The sequence below is a fragment of the Sphingomonas longa genome, from assembly GCF_016892685.1.
In the GTDB taxonomy this organism is placed as follows: Bacteria; Pseudomonadota; Alphaproteobacteria; order Sphingomonadales; family Sphingomonadaceae; genus Sphingomonas; species Sphingomonas longa.
Genome location: NZ_JAFEMC010000001.1, coordinates 340,400 through 358,315, shown reverse-complemented (window position 1 = coordinate 358,315; position 17,916 = coordinate 340,400). Strand labels below are relative to the sequence as shown.

Sequence of the window (17,916 nt, the reverse complement as noted above, 5' to 3'; positions counted from 1 at the left end):
CTTGCAATGTTGCATCAAAGTCGGTCACGTTGATCCCAATCAACATGAATGCACGGAGTGACGCATGGCGGAGGTGACAGGGACCGAGACCATTACGGGCCGGTTCCTGATGGGACGGCGGCGTTCCCAATTGACGGCCGACGACATCGCGGCGCTGGAAGGATCGGTTCAGACCGTGCGGAGCCTGCCGGCGCGCACGCTGATGATCACGGCGGGGGAGCGCGTGACGGTCAGCACGATGCTGCTGGAAGGATTCATCTGTCGGTACATGGACGACCGCGAAGGGCTAAGGCAGCTCGTCGCCATCCATGTTCCGGGCGATTTCGTGGACTTGCACGGGTTTCCGATGGAAATGCTCGACCACGACATCGCGACGCTGGGGCCGGTGAAGGTCGCATCGTGGCCGCATGCCGCGCTCGCCAAGGTCATGGAGGGCCGGCCGAACCTGACGCGGATGCTCTGGTTCTCGACCCTGCTCGACGCGGCGATGCATCGCGAATGGATCTTCCGGCTGGGGCGGCTCGGCGCAGAGGGAAGGGTCGCGCATTTGATGTGCGAGCTGAACGTCCGGCTGGAGATGGTCGGGCTGGCATCGGACGGACGCTTCCCGCTGCCGCTCAAGCAAGCCGATCTGGCGGAAGCGTGCGGATTGACCGGTGTACACGTCAATCGCGTCCTGCGGTCGTTGCGGGAACGTGGTATGCTGGTGTTCCGCAACGGCATCGTGGAGATCCTCGATCGCCGCGCGCTTGCCACCTTGGGCGAGTTCGACCCCGCCTATCTTTTCCCAGACGACCTCCGGAAGGACTGACCCATGGCTTCGCTGACCCCCCTGTCCGAACCCGGCGTCGCAAGCGCGGAATATGGGGTGGTCCTGCTGGATGGCCCCGACGCCATTGCCGTGGCGATGACGCCAGCGTGTGCGGAGGAAACCGGCCGCCGACTGATTGCCGCTGCGGCCATCGCGGCGACGCAGGATCCGGCTCCACCATCCGAGTGACAGGTACGCGTGCTGCCAGCGAAACCGAATTGAACGGGTGACGGATCGTTCATCCCGGCTATGATGTCCGGGATTGAACGGGAGTCTCCATTGCGTAATTTGCTGCTCGCCGCGTCGCTTACGGCGCTCGTGACCATTCTCGCTGCCGACCCGCTTGCCGCTCAGGGCAGCGTGGTGCGACCGGCGGAGAGCAATCCACTGCTCGCCGACTGGACCGGGCCTTACGGCGGAGTGCCGCCATGGGATAAGGTCAAGCCGGGTCTGTTCCCGGCCGCGTTCGCCGCCGCGCTGGACGAGCGCGCCGCCGAGTATCGCCGGATCGCAGACAATCCCGAGCCACCGACCTTCGCCAACACGTTCCTGCCCATGCAGTTGGCCGGTGTGCGATTGCAGCGGGTCGGCACGCTGTTCGGGGTGATGACCAGCAACATGAACACGCCAGCGTATCAGGCGCTGGAGAAGACATGGTCGCCGAAGCTGTCGGCAGCGCAGGATGCGATCACGTTCGATCCGAAGCTGTTCGCGCGGATCGAGGCGATCTACGCGGGTCGATCGAAGCTGAATGCGCAGCAGCAGCGGCTGGTGACGCGCACCTATGACAGCTTCGTGCGGCAAGGTGCGAAGCTGAACGCGGCGCAGAAGACGCAGCTATCCGAGTACAACCAGCAACTTGCGGGGGCGTTCAGCGACTTCTCCAACAAACTGCTCGCGGACGAGGGCACCGCGATCACCGTGACGGACGAAGCGCAGCTCGCCGGACTCCCGGACAGCGTCAAGGCGGTGGCCAAGGCCGCGGCGGCGGAGCGACAGCAGCCGGGCTGGGCGATCGTCAACACCCGCTCCGCGGTCGATCCGGTGCTGACTTTCGCCAGCGACCGTGCCCTGCGCGAGACGGTATGGCGCGCGTTCATGATGCGCGGCGACAATGGCGACGCGAACGACACGAACGCGACGATCGCCCGCATCCTGAAGCTTCGTGCCGACCGCGCGCATCTGCTCGGGTTCAAGACGCATGCCGACTGGCGGATGCAGGACACGATGGCGAAGACGCCCACTGCGGCGATGGCGCTGATGATGCGGGTCTGGCCGTTCGCGAAGGCGCGCGTCGCGGAAGAGGTCCGCGACATGCAGGCGATTGCCGATCGGGAAGGTCAGAAGCTGACGATCGAGCCGTGGGATTATGCCTATTATCAGGAGAAGGTCCGCAAGGCGCGCTACGACCTCGATCAGGCGCAGCTGAAGCCGTATTTCGAGCTGAACAACATCATCCAGGGTTCGCTCTACGCCGCCAACCGGCTGTATGGGCTGGAGTTCAAGGAGATCACGGGCACGGTGCCGGTGTTCGAGCCGAACATGCGCGTGTGGCATGTGACGCGCGCCGGCAAGGAGGTCGGCCTGTTCTACCGCGACGATTTCGCGCGCACGGGCAAGCGGTCGGGTGCGTGGGCGAACACGTATCGCGGGCAGCGCAACCTGCCGCCGGCGCAAACGGTGCTGTCGTCGAACAACAACAATTTCGCCAAGCCCGCACCGGGTGAGCCGGTGCTCATCAGCCTGGACGATGCGCAGACGCTGTTTCACGAATTCGGCCACGCGATCCACGCGATGTTGCAGAACGTAGCCTATCCCGGACTGGCTGGGACGCCCCGCGATTTTGTGGAGTTCCCCAGCCAGGTGAACGAGCATTGGCTGCTGACGCGCGACGTGCTCGACAAATATGCGCGGCATTACCAGACCAAGGCGGCGATGCCGCAGGCGCTGCTCGACAAAATCGAGGCGTCCAAGACGTTCAACCAGGGCTATGCGACGACCAGCTACCTGTCGTCGGCGATCGTCGACATGAAGCTGCATACGGTGGCGAACGGCGTGATCGACCCCGACCGGTTCGAGCGCGAGACGCTGGCGGAATTGGGCATGCCGAAGCAGCTGGTGATGCGGCACCGCCTGCCGCAGTTCAATCATCTGTTCTCGTCCGACGCCTATTCCGCGGGCTATTACAGCTATTTGTGGTCGGAGACGATGGACGCGGATACGTTCGCGGCGTTCGAGGAGGCGGGCAGCCCGTGGGACAAGGCGACCGCCGACAAGTTCGCGACGATCCTGCTGTCGACCGGTAACGAGACGGATCGCGCGGAGGCATATCGTCAGTTCCGCGGTCGTGACCCGGACATCAAGGCGCTGCTGGTCAAGCGCGGCTTCGCGAAGTGAGCGCGGCCGGAGACAGCGACAAGGGCGGCCGGCTGAAATCGATCCTGGGCGGATCGGCGGGCAATCTGGTCGAATGGTTCGACTGGTACGTGTATTCGGCATTCGGCCTGTATTTCGCGCCGGTGTTCTTCCCGAAGGGCGATCCGACCGCGCAGCTGCTGAACACCGCGGCGGTGTTCGCGGTCGGGTTCGTGATGCGGCCGATCGGCGCGTGGATCATGGGCATCTATGCCGACCGGCACGGGCGCAAGGCGGGGCTGACGCTGTCGGTGACGTTGATGTGTGCGGGCGCGTTCCTGATCGCGGTGTGCCCGGGCTATGCGACGATCGGCTGGGGAGCACCGGCGCTGCTGGTGCTGGCGCGGCTGATGCAGGGCCTGTCGGTCGGCGGCGAATATGGCGCGAGCGCGGTGTACCTGTCCGAAATGGCGGGCAAGTCGCGGCGGGGGTTCTTCTCGTCGTTCCAGTATGTGACGCTGATCGCGGGGCAGTTGCTGGCGCTCGGTACGCTGTTGCTGTTGCAGGGCGTGCTGTCCGAGGCGGAGCTGGAGGCGTGGGGATGGCGCATCCCGTTCGCGATCGGTGGCCTGCTGGCGATCGTGGTATTTCGCATCCGTCGCGGTCTGGCCGAGACGCAGTCGTTCGAGAATGCGCGCGACAAGCCCAAGTCCAGTGGCTGGCTGTTGTTCAGGGAGCATCCGCGCGAGGCGGCGACGGTGCTGCTGCTGACCGCGGGCGGGACGCTCGCCTTCTATGCGTACACGACGTACATGCAGAAGTTCCTCGTCAATACGTCGGGCTTCAGCCGCGAGACGGCGACGGGGATCATGACGGCGGCGCTGGCGCTGTATGCACTGTTGCAGCCGGCGGCGGGGGCGCTGTCCGACCGGATCGGGCGCAAGCCGCTGATGATCGGGTTCGGGATCGCCGGGCTGATCGCGACGGTGCCGCTGTTCACCGCGCTGGAGACGGTGCGCAGTCCGCTGGCGGCGTGGGCGCTGGTGATGACGGCGCTGGTGATCGTCAGCGGCTATACGTCGATCAACGCGGTGGTGAAGGCGGAGCTGTTTCCGGCGCATGTCCGCGCGCTGGGTGTGGCGCTGCCCTATGCGTTGGCGAACACGATCTTCGGCGGCACCGCGGAATATGTCGCACTGTGGCTGAAGGGGGAGGGGGCGGAGCGCGCCTTCTACTGGTATGTCGCGGGGATGATCGGGGTGTCGCTGATCGTGTACTGGCGGATGAAGGACACCAGCAAACACAGCCAGATCATGGAGGATTGATCCGCGGGGGGTGACGCGCGGCGACGTGGACGCCTAAACGGGGGCGTGCCCGACCCGTCTCCGATCACCCCCACCGCGAAACGCTGGACGCCGTCGCGCTTTCGGGCGCTGCTGCGGTCACGGGGGCCGACGTCGGTGCGCTTCCGGCGGCGGATCGCGGTCATCGCCGGCGCGGTGGCGATCGGGATCGCGGCGGTGCTGTTCGCGCAGGCGTCGGACGCCGCGGGCGAAATGTTCGGCGGATTTGCGAAGCGATATCGTTGGGTACCGCTGCTGACGACCCCGCTGGGGTTCATGGCGCTCGTCTGGATCACGCGGCGCTGGGTGCCGCTGGCGCGCGGTTCCGGCATTCCGCAGGTGATGGCGGCGCGCAGCGACCCGGTGGCGGCGACCGGCGGGCTGATTGCCGTCCGTACCGTCGTCGGCAAGGCGCTGCTGACGCTGGGCGCGGTGCTGTGCGGCGCGAGCGTGGGACGCGAGGGACCCACGGTGCAGATCGCGGCGGCGGTGATGGGTTTGAGCCACCGGCTGATGCGGGTGACGCTGAAAAGCTCGGTGGTGATCGCCAGCGGTGCGGCGGGCGTCGCCGCCGCGTTCAACACGCCGCTGGCGGGGGTGCTGTTCGCGATCGAGGAACTCGCCGCCGCGTACGAGCAGCGGATGACGCTGATGGTGCTGTCGTCGATCGTCATCGCCGGCATGGTCGCGCAGAGCCTGGCGGGCGATTACGTGTACTTCGGCGCGATCGGCGCGCATCTGCCGACCGCGGGAGCGTTGATCGTGGTGCCGGTGGCGGGGATCGTCGGCGGACTGGCGGGGGGTGGCTTCTCGCGCGCGGTGCTGACGCTGGCGACGGGGCGGCACGGCATCACGCGGTGGAGCAAGGCGCGGCCGGTGCTGTTCGCGGGAGGCTGCGGCGGCGTCGTGGCTGTGCTGGGCGTGTTCACCGGGCTGACCTGGGGCACCGGATATGGCGCGGCGCGGGCGATGATCGTCGGGGCGGATGCGCCCCTGTGGTTCGGGCCGGCCAAGCTGCTCGCGACCCTCGCGACGGCGGTCGCCGGGCTGCCAGGCGGTATCTTCGCGCCGAGTCTGGGGGTCGGGGCAGGCGTCGGCAACCTGCTGCGCGCCGCGTTTCCGGGCGAGCCGGCGGCGGCGGTCGTGATCCTGGGGATGGTCGCCTATTTCACCGGGGTCGTTCGCGCGCCGCTGACCGCGGTCATCATCCTGTCCGAGACGACCGCCAGCCGTGGCCTGATGCTGCCGATGTTCGCCACGGCCTTCATCGCCGACTGGGCAAGCATGGGCGTCTGCCGCGAGAAGCTGTATCACGGGCTGTCCGCCACCTTCGCGACCAAACCGTCAGCGGCGGCTCCAGCCACTGCCAGCACCGGCCGCGTTTAACGACCGGCCCCAGCCGGCCATTCAACCGACCGTACGCTGTGGACGCCCCCGCTGCGATCGAGCTGGACGAAGACGTCGACGACCTTGCGGACATAGGCGGCGACATCGGCCCGATCGAGCTTGATCCCCGCTTCGAGAACCAGCAGCGCGAGTTGCTCGACCGCGAGGTCTGCGCTGTCGGCGTGGATGGTCGTGATCGAACCGGGATGGCCCGTGTTGACGGCCCGCAGGAAGGTGAACGCCTCCGCGCCGCGCAATTCTCCCAGCAGGATGCGGCTGGGGCGCATCCGAAGCGAGGCTTGCAGCAACGCCTCTGCACCGGCCGCGCTTTCGCCTTGGGTGCCGCGAACACCGATCAGGCCGACCATGTTGGGATGATCGAACACGACTTCGGGCGTGTCTTCGATCGCGATCAGGCGTTCGTCCGACGGGATTTCCCGGATCAGGGCGTTGGCGAACGTGGTCTTGCCCGTCGCGGTGCCGCCGGCGATCAGGATCGTCTTGCGCGCCTTGACCGCCGCGCCGAGAAAACCCGCGAAATCGCCCGCCGCGTACAAGCCTCGCAAGGCCGCATCGGCGGGGGCACTGCTGTGGCGCGTGGCGGCAAAGGCGCTCGATCGTCGATAATCCGCCAGTGTCATTGCGGCGCAGGCTTGTTTGCGGATCGCGATCGCCATGCCGCCGCGGGTGGCGGGCGGTGCGACGACCTGCATGCGTTCGCCGGCCGGCAGGGTGGCGGACAGGATCGGGTGTGCGCGGCTGATCCCCTGATGGGAAACGCGAGCGACCTGGCGGGCAAGATACCACAGGGCATCGTCGGTCAGGTCGGGCACGACGAAACGGCTGGTGGGCCGACCGAGCCGGTCCATCCAGACCTCTCCCGGCTGATTGACGTACAGGTCGGTGACATCGGGCAGGTCGAGCAATGGTCGCAGCGGTGCCAGGAACGCGTCGAGGTAATCGGGAGTCGGCGGCGGCGTTGGTGACGCCAGCGGCAACGGGGGTATGACGATCGGGACGTGAAGCGTCATCGCCAGCCCGGTACGTCGGAGAAGTCGAGATCGCGGGCCACGAACACTGCGACGGGCTTTCCGGCTGCGACGGTGATGCTGCGGCGGGCCTCCGGCGTGGGCAGGACCTGCCCCATGTTGCCGCCGATCGGTCCGACGATGACCGTGCTGCCGTTGGTACGTGATGCCAGATTGACGCCGACGTTGAGCGCCGACTGAAGCACGGCGGACGCGAAGCGTTGCAGGAAGTTGCTCTGGACGCGGCCGGGGATGCCGGCACCCCCCATCGCGTCCGCGGCGGGAGCGGCGATCAGGACGGCGACACCATCCGGCCGGATCAGCCGCGTCCAGGTGGCAAGGACGCGACGCTGGCCGCTTTGCACGTCGGCGCGATACTCGCCGATCAGTCGCGCGCCACGCGGGATCAGGATGCGCCGGCCATCGAAGCCGCGGACGTCTTCCGCCACCGTCGCACGGATCGCGCCGGGACGGGTCGAGTCGATTGCCGTTTCCAATGTCGCGGTGATGATCGTGCCCTCGATCACCAGGCTTGAACGGTTCGCGATCAACGCAGCCCGGATCGCGCGCGTGGTGCCGGCAGGGCCGTCGAGCGTCCCCGGTGCGCTGGCGGTCGCGCCACGGGGCGCTGCTGCATCACGATCGATGTCGATGACGAGCGGAGATGTTGTCGCGGGTTCGGTGCTGCCCGGCCCCGACGCGGCAGCGGGTCCGAACGGCTGTCCGGGGACATAGGGCGGGGGCGGCGTGTAGGGGGCTGGCGAGGCGCCGGCAGCAGGCGGATAGCCGCCAGCGGTCGACAGCGACGACCCCGTGCGCCCGTATCCGCCGCGATCGTCGCCGACGAAGAGATAGCGGGACCGGGGTATCGCCATCGGATCACGCGTAGCCGCTTCGTCCGCAGCGTCCCACCCGGGTGACGTCGCCGATCGTTCGGCACGGCGCGGCGGCACGCCGAAGTTCGATGTCCCGCTGGTTGCGAGCAATGGCTGATCGAGGGTGGGGCGGTCGATGTTGAGCATCACGAGCAGCAGCATCGTCGCGCAGGCGGCACCTGCGCCGATCGCCGTCGTCGACATCCCGCTGCGTGGCAGGCCGACGACGGGACGCGCATCGACCTCCGGCGGAGCAGGACGATCCGCGGTATCGCTCATGGCTTTGGTATCCGCCGCTGCGCCGCCGCCTGTGCGTCGCCGGCCACGAAGCGGTAGCGGGCGGCGATGCTCTGGATCACGGAGCAGCCGTCCTCCATGCGGCTGTCGGCGAGCCGTTCCCGTCCTGCATCGTCGCGCGAGAAGATCGCCGGAATCGCAGTTTTGGCGGGCCAGCAGATGCGCGTCGTCCGTCCGTCGTCGCCGATCGCCGCGGGGCGGATCGCGCGGGCACCGGATACCGTGTAGCGGCCCGACGTCAGCGGCGGAGCCGGGGTGCCCGAGCGGTCCGGTACATGGTCGAACCGCAGGACGAACGCCGTGGTGGGATCGCCCGCGCTGCTGGTAGACAGCAGGAAACTGTAATGGCGGCGATCGGTGACGACCTCCAGATTGGTCAATCCGCCGTCCTGAAGGGCGCGGACGAACAGATGGTCGCCGCGCTTGTTCGGCGTCACCTGCCAGCCGCCGGGATTGCCGATGGCGACGTTCTCGATCCGCTCGTCATCGGCAAAGACGACGGTGGCGACGAAGCCCGGCGCGATGCGGAGCGGCACGATGCGACCCTCGTCATAGGTTACGGTCTGAAGATGGGGATCGGCAGCCGGTGTCGGCACCACCATCGCCACCGCCTGCATCAAGGCGATTGGTAGCAGCCCCATCACATCACGTCTCCCTGTGCGGGGAGTTCGGGTGCCTCGGCATCACGGCGATAGGAGGTCACCTGGAAGCCGAGAGGGTTCAGGTACTGATCCTCGACCGCCATCGCGCCTTCGGCGAAGCGGAAGCCGATGACGCTGATCCAGGACCGCGAACCGGTGCCGATCCCGTCGCGACCACGGGTCGTCGCCTCGAACCGGACCAGCGCGTTGCGGGGGGACAGCAGCGATACGCTCTTGATCCGGATGTCGACGATCTGTCCGGGGCCGGGGCGCGCCGCCACCACGTCCGTGTTGCGGCTGTCCGTCGCGCGCAGATAACTCGCCCGGGCCGGGCCGAACGACCAGAGGGCGACCCTGCGATAGGCGTCGTTGGTGGTGGCGCGGTCAAATCCTTCGCGCGCGGCGACGTATTGGGCGAGCAGGCTGTTGAGCAACGCGCGGTCCGCACGGACGCGGCGCGGCGCGGCGGGATCGATGACCTGCGTATACCCGGTGGTGCGATCGACGAGCATCGCCACCGTTTCGGTGTGCTTGAGCGGCAGCAGCATCGCCAGCGCCAACGCTTCGAGGCCGGCGATCACCGCAATCCCACCGGCGGCGATCCAGGCGACCCGGCGAGAGCGGAGCAGGTCGCGCTGACGGTCCTGCGCCCAGGCGGTCGCCGTCTCGTAATATTCGGCCCGGTCGGTCGTCGGCGCGAACTCCTGTTGGATGGCGAGCGTAGCGTCGGCATGCTTCGATGTGCGGAAGCGGCCCCGGTACCGGCCAGGGCGAGCGGCGGCAGCGGAGCGCGGGACGGCACGCTGATCCGGCGCGATGCGGTCCCCGTGTGGCCCTGGTGGATCGTGACGGCGGCCGGGCTGCTGCGCCGCGCCGCCGCAGCGAGCGCGTTGGTGACGGACGCGGCATGCGAGCGCTGGAGCGAAGGAGGCGCGGCCGCATGCTGTGCCGGAGCGGCGATCACCGTCGTGGGCGGTGGTCCGAACGGCATGACGGCAGCCACGGGCGCACGGTCGTCGCCAGCCTTCGTCGGCGAGCGGCTCGGCGCGAGCGGTACGACGGCGGTCACGCGAGCCGCCGCGAACAGGATGCCACCGGACAGGAGCGCGAAGACGCCCAGCACCGCGGCGATCGCGATATAATCCGGCGTGCCGACGCCGGCTCGCGCGACGATGGGTTCCAGCGCCTCCAGCTCCAGCGGGATCGCGACGGCCAGTCCGGTCAGCGACAGCGCACCGCCAGCAACGGCGCGCAGCCAGTTGCGAAACAGGCCCAGCGTCGCATCGAACAGCAGCAGCGTCGCCGCCAGCGGGCCGAGCGCCAGCAGAAATGCCATCGTCAGGCGGACCGCGATCCAAGGCCCGGCGGATACGACGACGAGCGCGGTCGCGGCCGTGCGCTGCGCCGCGTCGCCCGTCATTGCGGGCGTCCGCATCGCCACCGCGTTACCGCCGCTTGCCAGACGTCCGCGTGTTTCCGGATCGAGGCGGATCGCCGTGTAGAGGCGGTCGAGGCGGCCGGGCAGATCGCCGGTGGCGAGGCCCGCCGCCCCGGTCAGACGGGAAGAAACTTCGAACGGCCCCTCGGTCGCAACGCGGTAGACGAGCGTGCCATAGGCCGCCGTGCTGCTCGCGAGCGCGATCGCCATGCCGATCCGCACGATCATCGACAGCCCGGCATCGAGATCGGGGACACGACCGACCAACAGGCGATAGCCTTGCAAAGCCACGGCGACGGTCAGAAGCCCGGTCAGGACCGCGGCGAACCAGCCGCCATCACCGATCGCCTGGTACCCGCCCGCACCGAGCGCGGCGGCGCGGCAGTCGGTCAGCGCCAGCAGGTCGCCGATCGGGGATTCCCCGCCGGAACCGGGCAGGCAGGCTGCGACGCTCATGCGGATGCCTCCGCCATGTCGGTCTTCAGCAGGCGCGGCATCCAGTCGACAGGATCGTCACCGACCTGCGCGCGCAAGGCGTCGAGCCGGCGTACGGTTGTCTCGCGGCCCGACAGGATCGTCAGCATCTCCGGCTCGTCGCCCAGATCGAGGCGGGCGACGACGCTATGGCGTCCATGCCGGATCAGGAAGGCGTGCGCCGATGCGGGCATCGACCGGACCAGTTCATGCTCGTGCCGGCTGAGGCCGAAGCCGTCGCAATAATCCTCCACCCGCGCCTTGGGATTGGGCATGAAAATCTGCGTGGCGGCCTGTTCCACGATCGCGGAGGCGATGCGGCTGGACAGCGCGTCTTCGGCGCTCTGCGTGGCGAAGCCGACGATGCCGTTGCGTTTGCGGATCGTCTTTTCCCAATCGCGGATCTGCGCCACGAAGGCATCGTCATCCAGCGCCTTCCAACCCTCGTCGACGACGATGATCGTGGGGGTGCCGTCCAGCCGCTCCTCGATCCGGTGGAACAGGTACATCATCGCCGGCGTCCGCGTGATCGGATCGTCGAGGATGTGAGTCATGTCGAAGCCGACGACCTCCGCGTCGATCGACACCGCATCGTCCGCATTGTCGAACAGCCATGCGTGCTGACCGCGTCCCCACCACGGTTGCAGACGCGTGTAGAGATCGTCGGCATCGGGCCGCGTCGATCCGCGCAGCAATTGGGCGAAGGCGCTCATCCGCCGATATTCCGGTGCCGCGGCCATGTTGATCTCGATCGCTTCGCGCAGCGTCGCGCTCTCCTCGGCGGACAGCGGCCGGTCGGGCGCGAGCAGGCGCGTCAGCCAGCCGAGCAGGAACCGGCGATTGACGGCACTGTCGGGTAAGGCCAGCGGCTTCAGGCCGGCGGGCTGCCCCGGCCGCAGGACGTCGTAGTGGCCGCCGATCGATCGCAAGAACAGTTCCGACCCGCGATCCTTGTCGAAATACGCAATGCGCGGGCGGTGCCGTCGTGCCTGCGCCAGCAGGAAGTTCAGCACCACCGTCTTGCCCGATCCCGAGGGACCGATGATCGTGAAGTTGCCGAGATCGCCGTCGTGAAAGTTGAAGTGATAGGGTCCCGCCGCCGTCGTCTCCAGGATCGCAACGGCATCGCCCCAGTGATTGTCGGTGGCGCGGCCGACCGGAAAATTATGCCAGCTCGCCAGGCTGGCGAAGTTGCGGCTCGACACCAGGCCGCGCCGCGCGATGTACGCGAAGTTGCCGGGCATCTGTGCCCAGAACGCCGCCTCCAGCCCGATATCTTCGCGCACGGCGATGATGCCGAGATCGGACAGCGCGGCCTGTATTTCAGCGCAGCCGGCGTCGACCTCGTGCGCGGACTCGCCGTTGACGGCGATCGTCAGGTGATGTTCGCCGAACGCCGCACGACCCGAGGCCACCGCATCGCGCGCCTGTTCCAGTTCGGCACGCAGTCCGATCGCCTCGTCGTCAGCGGCGCGCATCCGGCGTACCGACAGGTTGATGCGGCTGAGCGCACTGCCGCGCTCGGCGAAGGCGAAGCTTTGCGAGACGGTCATGTCGAACGGCAGCCGCATCAGGTCGTCGAGCATGCCGGGCGCGGTGCGGCCCGGATATTCCTTGATCGATACGATGCCGACGAACCGGCGCGGCATGCCGGCGGCGTCCGACAGCTCCGCCGTCCGGGCGCCGAAGCTGATCCGGCGATACGGTAGATATTCCCCGACATCGCCCTCCGGCAGGCGGACCGGACGGGCAGGGCCGTTGTAGAGCGCAGCGAGATATTCCAGCGGTTCCGAATACGACACGCCGTCGCGATCGTAGCTGGTGAGCAGATGCGGCCCGTACGCCCCCAGCGCCGCGATCAGGGCGTCACGCGCCGCGTTCAGGGCCTGCATCTCCGCCGCACGGTTCGCCCGCTGGCGATCCCGCCACCCGCCGAGCAGCGGCAGGCCGGCTCCTCCCAGCGGTCCGGCGGCGGCGGGACGGCAGACGATTGCGACGTAGAGTTCGTTGCCGAACAGCCGCCGCGATGCCAGCCTTTCCCGCCACCGATCGTCGACGAATTCGCTGAACACGTCGTCGAAGCGCCCGCCGAGCGACGACGGTGCGGGACGGCGAGGGATGTGGTGATAGAGAGCGAAGCGCGACGATCCGATCGCCTGCAGCATCGCGTCGCGCAGATCCTTGCGGTGATCGAGTTCGGCGCTGTCCGCCGTTTCGAACAGGAATCCGTCCAGCCGGACGACCTGCATCAGACGGCCGTCGCGCAGCAATATCGTATGATCGTCGATCTGCGCGACGTATGGCAGGCGACTGCCCGCCGACGTCTCGCGATCGGCCGCATCCTTGCGGCGGCTCAGGGGCGGTAGGAGTTGCAATGCCAGATCGCGAAATTGCGGTTGCGGGGCGTCCGGCGGATGCGGACCAGCCAGATGTCGATCAGGCGCGGCTCGCGCAGGCAGGCCAGCCACCCGGCACAATGCGCGGCGATGCCGATTGCGAGGACCCAGAACGACTTGATGAGCAGGAATAGCTCGGCGACGACGATGACGTTGCCGATGATGAAACCGTAAGGCACGCCGAGCACCATCTGCGGCCGCGTCAGCGCCTTGAACAGCATGTCGCTGCCGACCCCTTCCATCGCCTGTCGCTCCCCGGCCGGCCGCTCAGAGGCCGCTTTGCGCGGCGGTCTGGATGCCGCCGACGATGCTGGCGGCGCCGAACAGGATGAAGCAGCCGACGACGACGGTCACGCCGTAGCGCCAGTTCAGCCGTCCGGTGAGCATCAACAGGCCGACGACGGCGACCGCGATGATCGAAACCGTCGTGGCGACTGTGCCCAGCAGCGTCCCCTGCAACCACCGCACCGCACCCACGATCGCTCCCGACCCCTGCGGATCGGCGTCGTAATCCTGCGCCGCCACCGCGGTGGCTTGGACCAGCGCGGCGAGCGCGGTCGCGAGGTGAATGGGACGGAACGGCATCGGCTGACTTCCTTGCGACTGGCAGCCGGTTCCTAATCCAGGTTGCTGACGATATCGTTAACCGCGCGAGGGGAAATGGCGGATTCCTGCGGTTTATTGCCGTTGCAGCGACGGGAACTGCGTCAGCATTTCAAGGTCTTGGATCACCCGGGCCTTGTTGAGCGGCAGCGCGCGATAACGGCGGATCGTGCGACCGGCGCCGTTCAGCAGCACGACGTCGGTACTGTGCATCGACTCGGCGACCCTGCCGTTGGCCGTACCCACCGCATTGTAGATTCGCGCCAGCCGTATCATGCCGGCGGGATTCCCTGTCAGGAACGCCCACTCACCACCCCGGATACCGCGCGCCTCCGCATAGCGTCGCAGCGCTACGGGCGTGTCGTTCGCCGGATCGACGGTGATCGACACGATCCGGACCGATCGGCGTATCGAGGGCGGCATCGCCTTCAGTGTCGCCGCAAGTTCCGCCGTCTGCACGGGACACGTCGTGCCGCAGCCGGCAAAGATGAAGTTCAGCAGCACGGCCTTGCCAGCCAGTCGTGCCGGGGCGAACGCCCGGCCCGACTGGTCGACGAAACCGCCGAAGCGCGCCGCGGACGCAGCCGTGTCGGCAGGCATGCTCCAGCCGGGAGCCGTTGCGGCCAGCATCGTTCCCGTCAGCACGGCGAGCATCCAAGCCCCGACGGCAAGGCGGAGCTTGCCGCGATATCGTGCGACCGACATCAGTTGGCGGCGATCAGGCGCTGGCATGCCTTCACGGTGCCGGGCACCGGATCGCCGAATACGACATTCGTGCAGGCGGTCACGCCCTTCGCCACCAGCGTCGCCCAACGGGTGCCGGCGCCGTAGCGGATCATCGCCCCGGCAGGCAGGTCGCATTGACCGCCCTCGTTCCCGCAGGCGGCCCAGACGGCGGCGGGTGCGACGTCACACCGCTTCACCGTTCCCTTGACGGGGTCGCCGAAGACGCCGTTGGCGCACGCCACCGTGCCGGTGTTGGTCAGGACCGCGTAAAGGCCGTTGGCGCCGAACCGGATCGTCGCACCGGCCGGGGCGACGCAGCGTTCGCCCTCACCGGCGCACATCGTCCATGCCCCGGCGAGCAGCGGCGTACCGCCACCCGGCGTGGGCGTCGGCGTCGCTTCCGGCACAAACCGGTCGCAGCCCTTCACCACGCCGACGAGCGGATCGCCGAAGACCTCGTTGTTGCAGGCCGTTGCGCCGGTGACCGTCCGGACGACATAGGTGCCGTTGGCACCGTAGCGCAGCGTCGTGCTCGTCGGCACCGTGCAGGTCTGGCCTTCCCGCGCACACGCGCTCCACGACCCCGCCGGCAGGGGAGGGGTCGGACCGGGGCCCGGCGCCGGGGGCGGGTTCGGCACCTGTGCGGCGGGTGCGCGGGTCACGCCGGGGTTGAGCGGTACCATGATCTGGCAGGTCTTGCCGCGGTTCGGTGCCGGGTCGCCGAACGCGTTGACCGAACAGAGGATCGACGTGCTGTTCGCGCGCAGCGACCAGAGATCGCCGACTCCGTAGCGCATCGTCGATCCCGCCGGACCGTTGCAGGTGCCGCCTTCGCCCGCGCAGTTGCGCCATTCGTAGCTGGGCCCGTCGACCGTCGTGCCGCCGCCGGTCAGCGCGGCATTGGCGGCATTGGAGATCGACCCGACGGGGGCGCGGGGAACGCCCGGCGGTGCGGTGATCGCGCCGCCGATCGCAACGATGACACCTGTCGAGGGGACGCCGTCGGCATCGGCCGCGACGAGCATATAGTAGCCGGGCGGTGCGACGGAGGTCGAGGCAGGCGCCTGCACCGTCAGGACTGCGCCGGTTTGGAAATAGGTCGCAGGAATGTAGCGCTGCCCGCTGTCGAAGCTGTGCGTGTCCTGACCGAGGCGAACGAGCGATACGGACCGGATCGGGTTGGCGTTCGCCATTTCCACCTGCGCCGACTGTCCGTGGTTCAGCTTGGTGGTCTGGAGGCTGACGATCTGCGGACGCGGGGCGAGCTGCATGCGGCCGTTCACGCGCTGGAACAGATAAGGTGGATAGTAGATTTCCGAGTTGAGGTTGACGACCGGGCCGGGCACCCCGCCGCCGCTGGTCAGCACCGTGCCGTTGGTCAGCAACAACGACGACGAGTGATAGCCGCGATAAACGCCCGCCGCCGCGCCCAGCGTCCACGCATTGGTGTTCTTGTCCCAAAGTTCCACCGGTCGTGCGTCGCTCCAGCCGGCTTCGTCCCCCCAGAGCGAGCCGCCATTGACCATGACGGTGCCGGTCGGCAGCACGATCGCGTTCGCCCATTGGCGACCGTGGATCATCGGCGCCGCTTCACGCTGGACCGGTGCGGCTCCGTTGATGTCGATCACCGTTGCGGCGCTGCTGGAGTAGGTGGCGTCGCCGTTCTGTTGCCCATTGCCGCCAAGCTGCAGCACACGGCCGACGTCGAACATGACGGCGGTGGAGGTCGGACCGACATTCGGCAACTGGTTGGCGGGGATGCGGTCGTAGGTGTGCGCCCGCTTCAGCACGCCGGCGCGCGCGATGCTGCCGTTACCCTGCGGGTCCATCCACCATAATTGCTCGGTGGAAATGCCGAACACGCGACCGTTCGGTGCCTGCCAGACGTGCGGGTACCAGAAGCGTCCCTCCGCGCGGGAGAAGACCAGCGTGTCGGCAGCGCCGAACAGGCTGGCCCAGCCATTGGGGTTGTACACTTCGGGGACGAAGTTGTTCACGTCCTGATACGGATAGGAGCCACCGACGATCAACGGGCGGCCATCGTTCAACGTGACCATCGTCGCGTAGTAGCGATCATAGGCCATGTTGCGGCCGAGCCCGCGCAGCGACGATCCGGTCTGGTCGACGAGGACGCTGCCGCGGTCGTTGCCCTCCGAGAAGATGCCGCCGGCGATCAGCAACGATCCGTCGTCGAGAAAGGTGGCTGCCGAGCAGAAGCTGTCCACGTCCGCCACCCCGGTCAGGGTCAGATGGCTTTCGCGGCCGAAGCCGCGCGTGGGGTCCCAGATATCGTACACCCGTCCGCTCTGTGCCGCGGTGCCGTTGGGCGAGCCATAGGTCACGACCTTGCCGTTGGGCAGCAGCGCGGAATGGATGCCGATCAGCGGCCAATCCTTGACTCCCGACCACATGCCGTGGACGTCCGCGCCCTCTGGAATGGCGAGGTTCTGCATCGCCGGGTCCTGGACCTGCGCGACGACGACCGGAAATTGTTGAGCCGATGCGATCGCGGGCACGAGCATGGCCGACGCGGCGGTGGCGAACAGGAACCCGCGGCGGGCGGCGCGGCACCGGGGCGGGGGCGTGGTGGGGAGCATGGAGGAACGTTCCTTAGAGCGTGGGCGCGATGCAGGTCGAAGACCGGGTCGGGGCGGCCGTCGGCACCGGCACGAGCGAGTCGACGATGGCGATTTCCCGGATCAGTCGCTCACGATCGACGGGGTTGCCGGCGTAGCGCTGGCGCAGGGTGCCGGCGGCGTCGAACAACAAGACGACGTGAGATGGCTCCGTCGCACCGTCGGGCGCGATGTCGATACGTCGCATGATAGTCCGGGTGGCGAGCGGCGATGCGCCCACCATCGTCCACCGCGCCCGGTCGAGCTTCCATGTAGCCATCGTCCTGCGGAGGGCGGCCCGATCGCCGGCTCCGGCCGTAGCCACCGCGACGAACGCGACCGGATGGGTGAGCCCGGCGCCGCGTCGGCGTGCGATCTTGTCGAGGTCGATCATCCGCATCGCGCACGTCGTGTCGCAGGATGGCGGGACCAGCGTCATCACGACGGTCGTGCCGCCAAACCGGTCAGGAGAGACGACACGGCCGTTTTGGTCGGTCGGCCGGTCCGCGCCGCTTAGCGAAAATACCGCAGGCAGGCACGTATTTGGTTCCGGCGTATGGAGTTGCGACCATGCGGGGGTCGTGGGGAACAGCAAAGCCGTCGCAAGTGCCAGCAACCGACGATCGATATACACACCTGCTTTCTGCGTATTCATTTGCCAGCTCGCCCACATCCAATCGAAGTCAGGATGCAATGACGATCATAGCTATATCGGGAAAGGGACATTCATGGTTAAGATGTCCCGTTATGACATCCATTACTTACGTATATCGAGAAGGTGCTGAGCGCCAAGAGTGCCTGAGTTGCAGTTGGTCGTTAGAATTCAAGGCGGTACGTTTGCTATGTATATTCGTCGATATGCGCGATCCTCCATCGAGGACGGGGCCCGTTCCTTTGCAGCTTCGCCGAGCAACCCACCCTGTGCCAA

At 67.7% G+C, this 17,916-nt stretch carries 16 protein-coding genes; 5 read left to right on the top strand and 11 right to left on the bottom strand.

Translation table 11 applies throughout. From position 1 onward, the window contains the following. The first annotated feature begins 64 nt into the window (after window positions 1-64). From ILT43_RS01725 to ILT43_RS01705, 5 genes are all read left to right on the top strand, one after another. Window positions 65-811, top strand: a complete 747-nt coding sequence (locus ILT43_RS01725) for a Crp/Fnr family transcriptional regulator (protein ID WP_204193593.1) — start codon at window positions 65-67, stop codon at window positions 809-811. A 3-nt stretch (window positions 812-814) separates the two neighbouring features. Next, window positions 815-1,000, top strand: a complete 186-nt coding sequence (locus tag ILT43_RS01720) for a hypothetical protein (protein ID WP_204193591.1) — start codon at window positions 815-817, stop codon at window positions 998-1,000. 90 nt (window positions 1,001-1,090) lie between these two features. After that, window positions 1,091-3,208, top strand: a complete 2,118-nt coding sequence (locus ILT43_RS01715) for a M3 family metallopeptidase (RefSeq protein ID WP_204193589.1) — start codon at window positions 1,091-1,093, stop codon at window positions 3,206-3,208. Then, window positions 3,205-4,491 carry an MFS transporter gene (locus ILT43_RS01710; protein ID WP_204193587.1) on the top strand — a complete coding sequence of 429 codons (1,287 nt, stop codon included), beginning with the start codon at window positions 3,205-3,207 and terminating at the stop codon, window positions 4,489-4,491. Before ILT43_RS01715 ends, ILT43_RS01710 begins: the two co-directional genes overlap by 4 nt. A gap of 45 nt (window positions 4,492-4,536) precedes the next feature. After that, entirely contained in the window at window positions 4,537-5,895 is a 1,359-nt protein-coding gene (locus ILT43_RS01705; RefSeq protein ID WP_204193585.1) for a chloride channel protein, read from the top strand. On the opposite strand, the gene virB11 is transcribed toward ILT43_RS01705, so the two are convergent. From virB11 to ILT43_RS01650, 11 genes are all read right to left on the bottom strand, one after another. Continuing rightward, entirely contained in the window at window positions 5,892-6,926 is a 1,035-nt protein-coding gene (gene virB11 / locus ILT43_RS01700; RefSeq protein WP_204193583.1) for a P-type DNA transfer ATPase VirB11, read from the bottom strand. The two genes, ILT43_RS01705 and virB11, sit on opposite strands and share 4 nt — an antisense overlap. Further along, complete coding sequence (locus tag ILT43_RS01695) at window positions 6,923-8,077, bottom strand: TrbI/VirB10 family protein (RefSeq protein WP_204193575.1); 1,155 nt, start codon at window positions 8,075-8,077, stop codon at window positions 6,923-6,925. Before ILT43_RS01695 ends, virB11 begins: the two co-directional genes overlap by 4 nt. Beyond that, window positions 8,074-8,736, bottom strand: coding sequence for a TrbG/VirB9 family P-type conjugative transfer protein (locus ILT43_RS01690; protein WP_204193573.1), 663 nt, complete (start codon window positions 8,734-8,736; stop codon window positions 8,074-8,076). The genes ILT43_RS01695 and ILT43_RS01690 overlap by 4 nt, the downstream gene beginning before the upstream one ends. Next, window positions 8,736-9,338: a VirB8 family type IV secretion system protein gene (locus ILT43_RS01685; protein WP_318293466.1), complete on the bottom strand. Its 603-nt coding sequence runs from the start codon at window positions 9,336-9,338 to the stop codon at window positions 8,736-8,738. The genes ILT43_RS01690 and ILT43_RS01685 overlap by 1 nt, the downstream gene beginning before the upstream one ends. Continuing rightward, window positions 9,314-10,630 carry a type IV secretion system protein gene (locus ILT43_RS01680; RefSeq protein ID WP_204193572.1) on the bottom strand — a complete coding sequence of 439 codons (1,317 nt, stop codon included), beginning with the start codon at window positions 10,628-10,630 and terminating at the stop codon, window positions 9,314-9,316. Before ILT43_RS01680 ends, ILT43_RS01685 begins: the two co-directional genes overlap by 25 nt. Continuing rightward, window positions 10,627-13,029 (bottom strand): VirB4 family type IV secretion/conjugal transfer ATPase, encoded by a 2,403-nt coding sequence (locus ILT43_RS01675; protein WP_239473948.1) that lies wholly within the window; start codon window positions 13,027-13,029, stop codon window positions 10,627-10,629. The genes ILT43_RS01680 and ILT43_RS01675 overlap by 4 nt, the downstream gene beginning before the upstream one ends. Continuing rightward, entirely contained in the window at window positions 13,002-13,286 is a 285-nt protein-coding gene (locus ILT43_RS01670; protein WP_204193568.1) for a VirB3 family type IV secretion system protein, read from the bottom strand. The genes ILT43_RS01675 and ILT43_RS01670 overlap by 28 nt, the downstream gene beginning before the upstream one ends. 25 nt (window positions 13,287-13,311) lie before the next feature. Next, window positions 13,312-13,629: a TrbC/VirB2 family type IV secretion system protein gene (locus tag ILT43_RS01665; protein WP_204193567.1), complete on the bottom strand. Its 318-nt coding sequence runs from the start codon at window positions 13,627-13,629 to the stop codon at window positions 13,312-13,314. A 93-nt stretch (window positions 13,630-13,722) separates the two neighbouring features. Continuing rightward, on the bottom strand, window positions 13,723-14,352 hold the full coding sequence (locus ILT43_RS01660; protein WP_204193565.1) for an SCO family protein: 630 nt from the start codon (window positions 14,350-14,352) through the stop codon (window positions 13,723-13,725). Next, window positions 14,352-16,970: a galactose oxidase-like domain-containing protein gene (locus ILT43_RS01655; protein ID WP_204193564.1), complete on the bottom strand. Its 2,619-nt coding sequence runs from the start codon at window positions 16,968-16,970 to the stop codon at window positions 14,352-14,354. Before ILT43_RS01655 ends, ILT43_RS01660 begins: the two co-directional genes overlap by 1 nt. A 13-nt stretch (window positions 16,971-16,983) precedes the next feature. Continuing rightward, complete coding sequence (locus ILT43_RS01650; protein ID WP_204193563.1) at window positions 16,984-17,661, bottom strand: thioredoxin domain-containing protein; 678 nt, start codon at window positions 17,659-17,661, stop codon at window positions 16,984-16,986. Window positions 17,662-17,916 lie beyond the last annotated feature (255 nt).